6 protein-coding genes are annotated in these 4,631 nt (G+C 54.1%); all 6 read right to left on the bottom strand.

What is annotated here, in order from left to right; genetic code table 11:
• Nucleotides 1-6: 6 nt before the first annotated feature.
• From POG22_RS18160 to POG22_RS18135, 6 genes are read right to left on the bottom strand one after another with little or no spacing between them, the layout of a single operon-like run.
• Nucleotides 7-360, bottom strand: a complete 354-nt coding sequence (locus POG22_RS18160) for an FHA domain-containing protein (RefSeq protein WP_498906717.1) — start codon at nt 358-360, stop codon at nt 7-9.
• Nucleotides 357-527 carry a hypothetical protein gene (locus POG22_RS18155; RefSeq protein ID WP_498906716.1) on the bottom strand — a complete coding sequence of 57 codons (171 nt, stop codon included), beginning with the start codon at nt 525-527 and terminating at the stop codon, nt 357-359. Before POG22_RS18155 ends, POG22_RS18160 begins: the two co-directional genes overlap by 4 nt.
• 58 nt (nt 528-585) lie before the next feature.
• Nucleotides 586-1,500, bottom strand: a complete 915-nt coding sequence (locus POG22_RS18150; RefSeq protein WP_498906715.1) for a bile acid:sodium symporter family protein — start codon at nt 1,498-1,500, stop codon at nt 586-588.
• A 4-nt stretch (nt 1,501-1,504) separates the two neighbouring features.
• Nucleotides 1,505-1,933 (bottom strand): RuvX/YqgF family protein, encoded by a 429-nt coding sequence (gene ruvX / locus POG22_RS18145; protein WP_498906714.1) that lies wholly within the window; start codon nt 1,931-1,933, stop codon nt 1,505-1,507.
• A gap of 7 nt (nt 1,934-1,940) precedes the next feature.
• Entirely contained in the window at nt 1,941-3,161 is a 1,221-nt protein-coding gene (locus POG22_RS18140) for a GNAT family N-acetyltransferase (protein ID WP_017662017.1), read from the bottom strand.
• 54 nt (nt 3,162-3,215) lie between these two features.
• Nucleotides 3,216-4,397 carry a F420-0:Gamma-glutamyl ligase gene (locus POG22_RS18135; protein ID WP_498906713.1) on the bottom strand — a complete coding sequence of 394 codons (1,182 nt, stop codon included), beginning with the start codon at nt 4,395-4,397 and terminating at the stop codon, nt 3,216-3,218.
• Between the last annotated feature and the right edge of the window lie 234 nt (nt 4,398-4,631).

Genomic DNA, 4,631 nt, shown 5'->3' with positions numbered 1-4,631 from the left:
CTCTCCCTAAGATGGCGCAATGTTCGATCTCGACGGTGGGACGGTCGGTGAAGCGGAATCCGAACTCAGTTGAAGCTGGAGTTTCGGGCCGGTTGCCCCTAGACGAATCGTCATCCCGTCGCAGACGGGCATCTGTCGCACGGGTTGGCCGTTGACAAAAGTGCCGTTCGTCCCAAAGTTGACGATCTCCCAGTGGGTTTGACGGTTCCACAGTTCCAAGTGGTGTCGAGAAACTAGGGAACCGTGGACGACAACGTCGTTGTCCTTGGAACGGCCGACCCGTACGACGGCTTCGCGTTCAAAGGTCCAGCGCTGGATGGGAGCGGCTTGTGTCGGATGAATCAGAGAAAGCGTAATCACTGCGGAAAACCCAGACGACAGGACTCCGTCCCGCGTTCGCGAACGAGATAATGTTTGACGATCGCCGGCGACTTCGGTTTGGCTCTGGCGACAAAACGCAACAGACCGATTTGAGCCAATCGATCTCGTAAAGGCGATCGCTGAAAATCGTGTGATTCGACTGGCACTCAGCCAGTTTGACGCCGTAGATGCCCTGTAGAGATTGCGGTAGACGGTTTCTTAGGTCTATTTTATCCTATGGGACGAGCGCGACGGGGCTTGGCTTGATGAAGATCCTGTGAAGTGACGAACCTGCGAAATTTGATAGGCGTTGTAAAGGTTTTGAAAAATAATATAGAACATCGGTCCGAGCGCTAGCGTCGGTTTGAGAAACGATAGGGCAAACCAGACGGTAAACATTGTATTTTTGTGACCGAGGGATTGACTCGATTCGCGATCGAGCTGCGTTCCACCGAGATATCGTCCGAGGTAAAAACTCGAACTACAGACGAGGGCGGAAAGGACTGCGATCGCCACTAAAACAGTCCAGCTTTCTTGCGTTTCGTAACGGATAAAGTGAGAGGCTTTCGCGCTCGCCAAAAATAATACGATCGCCCAAGATGCTAACGAAACTTTAGGTAGAATTTCTTGATATTTTTCTCGATATTTGTTATTATTAAATAATCTCGAAATTCCGAGCGGCGTTAAAATCAAAATGGCAACCGATTGCAGAATATTGAGCGTCGATATTTCTGAATCGATTTGAAATAAAAACTGGCTCAAAAACGGCAAACTGAAGGCGATCGCACCGTTCGTCAAAATAACAGACGCCGTGACGAACTCTACATTTCCACCCCAAAAACTCGCCATTGCAGGTGCTGCGATCGCTGTCGGTGAAATCGCAGTCAAAAAGACAATTTCTGCGAGAGATTCGTCGAACGGTGCGATTAAAACATACCAAATAAATCCCAAGCCGATGTTGGCAAAAACCACCAACCCCGATCGCATATGAATCTGTTTGTAAATGCTTTTAAATTCAATGCCAATAAAAGCATTCAACAGCATCACGATCAGTAAAACCCGAATGGCCTCAGAATATTGAGACGCAGGCGTGACGATCGCGCCGAGAGCGATCGCGAGAATCGGCAGAAACGCTTTCATCGCCTCACCCAGAACCGCGTCGTTCGTCCAGCCACCGCTGTAAAATCAACGCCGCCGCCTTGCGATCGACCGTCCCTTTCTCCCGCGACGGTTCCTGTCCCGCCTCCCGCATCAACTCCTCCGCCTCCACAGAGCTGAGGCGTTCGTCTACAAACTCAATAGGAAGTTGCAACGCCTGAGCGATGCGTTTGGCTAACTTTTGCACCCGATACGCCTGTTTACCCAATTCACCGTCCATCTGGTACGGTAAACCCACCACCAAAACCGTCGCGTCCCGTTCGACGACCCAACGACGCAGTTCGGCGATGTCGCGATCGAACGACTTGCGGGAAATCGTCGTCAGACCCCGCGCGGTTAACCCCAAGCCGTCGCACCCCGCCACACCGATACGACGGCGACCGAGATCGAGACCTAACGCTGCTACTCCCTTCATTACGCCGTTAACCCCGATCGCGATCGCTCGACGGTTCCGAATCGTTCCCCCCGCGATCTCCGGAGCTACGATCGTTCGAGTGGCGATCGTCCTGCATTCGGTCAGACCACTCGTGAAACCACATCATCCGACCGGGAACGGGTTTCCGAGACGGCTGCAATCCTCCTAAAACGTCCGACAGTTGCAACCCTTCCAAACTGACCTGTTTGGTTTCCCGCAATTTATGCCACACCGACCGAGACATCAACAAGGTGTGCGCGATCGGTTCGGCGCCGCAAGAAGTCAAATACTCTTCCCGTTCCGGTTGGTAGTCCGTCGAAGACAACCGCAACGACTGCGGGGGAACCTGTCCGACGATCCGCGCCATCTGCGCCAATAGTTCCGGGTACAACCAGGTATACGCCGGATGTACCGTCAACTTCGCTTCGTGAGGAGACTTCCCGTGATGGCTCAACCGAATTTGAAAATAGCCGATCGCTGCTTTCCGTTGCGGCTCGAAGACATAACCGCTTACGACTTCCGTTTTTCCAAACCACTGTTTGACCGCCGACATCAACGAACCGAACAAACTGGTTTTGAAATCGCTAATGTGGCGATCGAACACTTGACGCACTAACGGCGGCATCGATACCGTATCGAGTTGGTACAGCAGATGTGCGTCCGAGTTGCTCACTGGCGTGAGGTTCGGTAAATCGGGTTCTCGCTGTCCGATCGCCTCCAACTGCTCCGGTTCTAACGTCCAATAGGTCATCTGCGCCAGCGGTTGAAAGCCATTGTGACGGTACAGCGCCATCACCGCGCGATCGTTGACGTCTACTTCCACGATCCAAGTCCGCGCCTCCCAAATCGTTTGCAGACAGTGGCGCAACAGTGCAGTTCCCGTATCTTGACTTCCCGCCGCCGGATCGACGATGGCGCGATCGACTCGCCAGGTACTCGCGGCGCGGTTGAGTGGCGAGACTTGCATCGCACCCAAAATCTGGCGATCGCGCTGAGCGACATAGGCTCTCAGTAAGTTCTGATAGGGATTGGGAAACCAACTGAGGAATTTCAGCAGTCCGTAACTGTGACGGATGCTGTCGAGGTGCGCCGCCAAATCTAGCGTGTCGCTGGGACTTTTGGCGGTAAACACATTAGATTGCAAGAGGGTTTCGATTTCCTCGAGATCGCGAAACTGAATTGGACGGATCTCGATCGAAGCAGTCGGAGGAGCGGCGGAGGCGTTCATGGGATTGGGAGCGTAACGACAAAGGTGCGATCGATCTCGAAGTCCGGGTTTGAACTACGGTTGTCTCGGCCGGATCAAAACCAGTGGCGTCTGTTCGTCGGCGTTCCCCGCTGGGTTCGTCCGCAACGCCGCTTCGAGAAACGGTTTAGGTAGACGGTCGGTCGCTGCTAATATTTTAACGGCTTTCAAATCGTTCACATCGACGATCGCCGCCGACAACCCCGTCTCTCGACGAATGCGATCGACCACTGCTTTGGGATCGTGCGGACCTAAAACGATAAAGCGATCGTATGGCGGTAGCGTTCCCGTTACGTCGTCGATCAACCGCGCCTGTTCCCCCGCTAACTGGTAGAACATCCCCGGTTTCCCGAGAACTTTCGCGATCGAACCGCCGATAAACGCCAACAGAACGCGCCAAGGCCCCACTAAATCCACCAACGCTTGCAACCCGCAAGCCGTCGCCAAGCTGGAGGTGGGAAGGAAGAAATAGCACAGACGCCGCGCCACCCAACCGGGTTTGACCGACGCCGGATCGCGCCAACGACCCTGGATAATCGCTAAGGGAGTTTCGCCGATCGTCACAATGTCGGTTTCGGGGTTGGCGTGGGGAAGAACGTACCGCCGCACCACCTCCACCGGATCGTCGAGGTGCGTGAGTAAATGGGTTTTAATCGGTAAAACTTCCGCGTTTTCCTTCACTTGCCAGTTCGCCACCGCGTCCGGTTCGGGATATTGTAGGGGAAAGACTACGTGACCGGTACGCGGAATCCGTCCGCCGGGACCGTAGGTGAGATAGCGCACTTTCACCCAGAGGGTTTGAAGTTGCGTCAAATCTTCTCCCCGCAGTTCGACAACGAGTTTGAAGCGAGTCGATTCGCGTGCTTTGACGATGTAGGCGAACCAATATCCGTCTTTTCGCGCTGGGGCGTCGGGATGGTCGGCGATAATGTCGATATGGGTGGTAATTCCCGAGAGCGATCCTTTCGAGAGTAGCGTCGCGTCCGCGTTCACTTCGGGAACCATGATTTCGAGGCGGTTCGTACTGTTGTAGAGTTCCACCTCGCCAACAACGCGGCAGCGATCGCGTTCTCGTTCGACCAGTTCCCAACGTCCGGGGTGAAACTCCAGGCGGTTTCCCGGTTTTCTGCGATAGTTCCATTCCAAGGCGATCGCACCGAGAGCCACGACAGCCACGACGACGCCTACAATAACAGCTAAAACAACTCCAATCGACACGGGGTTTTCTGGTTCCTCCCACTCCTCAAAACTCCCCCCGTTTATACCACCGAACGCGAGCGATCGTACAGATACGTCCTTTCCCCTCCCGTTTTTGACATACTCCCCAGCCTGAAGGCGTGGGGATTCTTTACGCTTCATTGAGTTGTGCTACCGAAGTAGTCTGACCATCTCTCGACGTACATTTAAGGTCGTGCCGATGCCCCATGCCGACCATTTCTATATTTTTAGACG

The organism is Geitlerinema sp. CS-897 (assembly GCF_028368005.1).
Classification (GTDB): Bacteria; Cyanobacteriota; Cyanobacteriia; order Cyanobacteriales; family Geitlerinemataceae; genus Baaleninema; species Baaleninema simplex.
The sequence above is the reverse complement of the archived record's forward strand: the minus strand, read 5'-3'. Positions and strand labels throughout refer to the sequence as shown.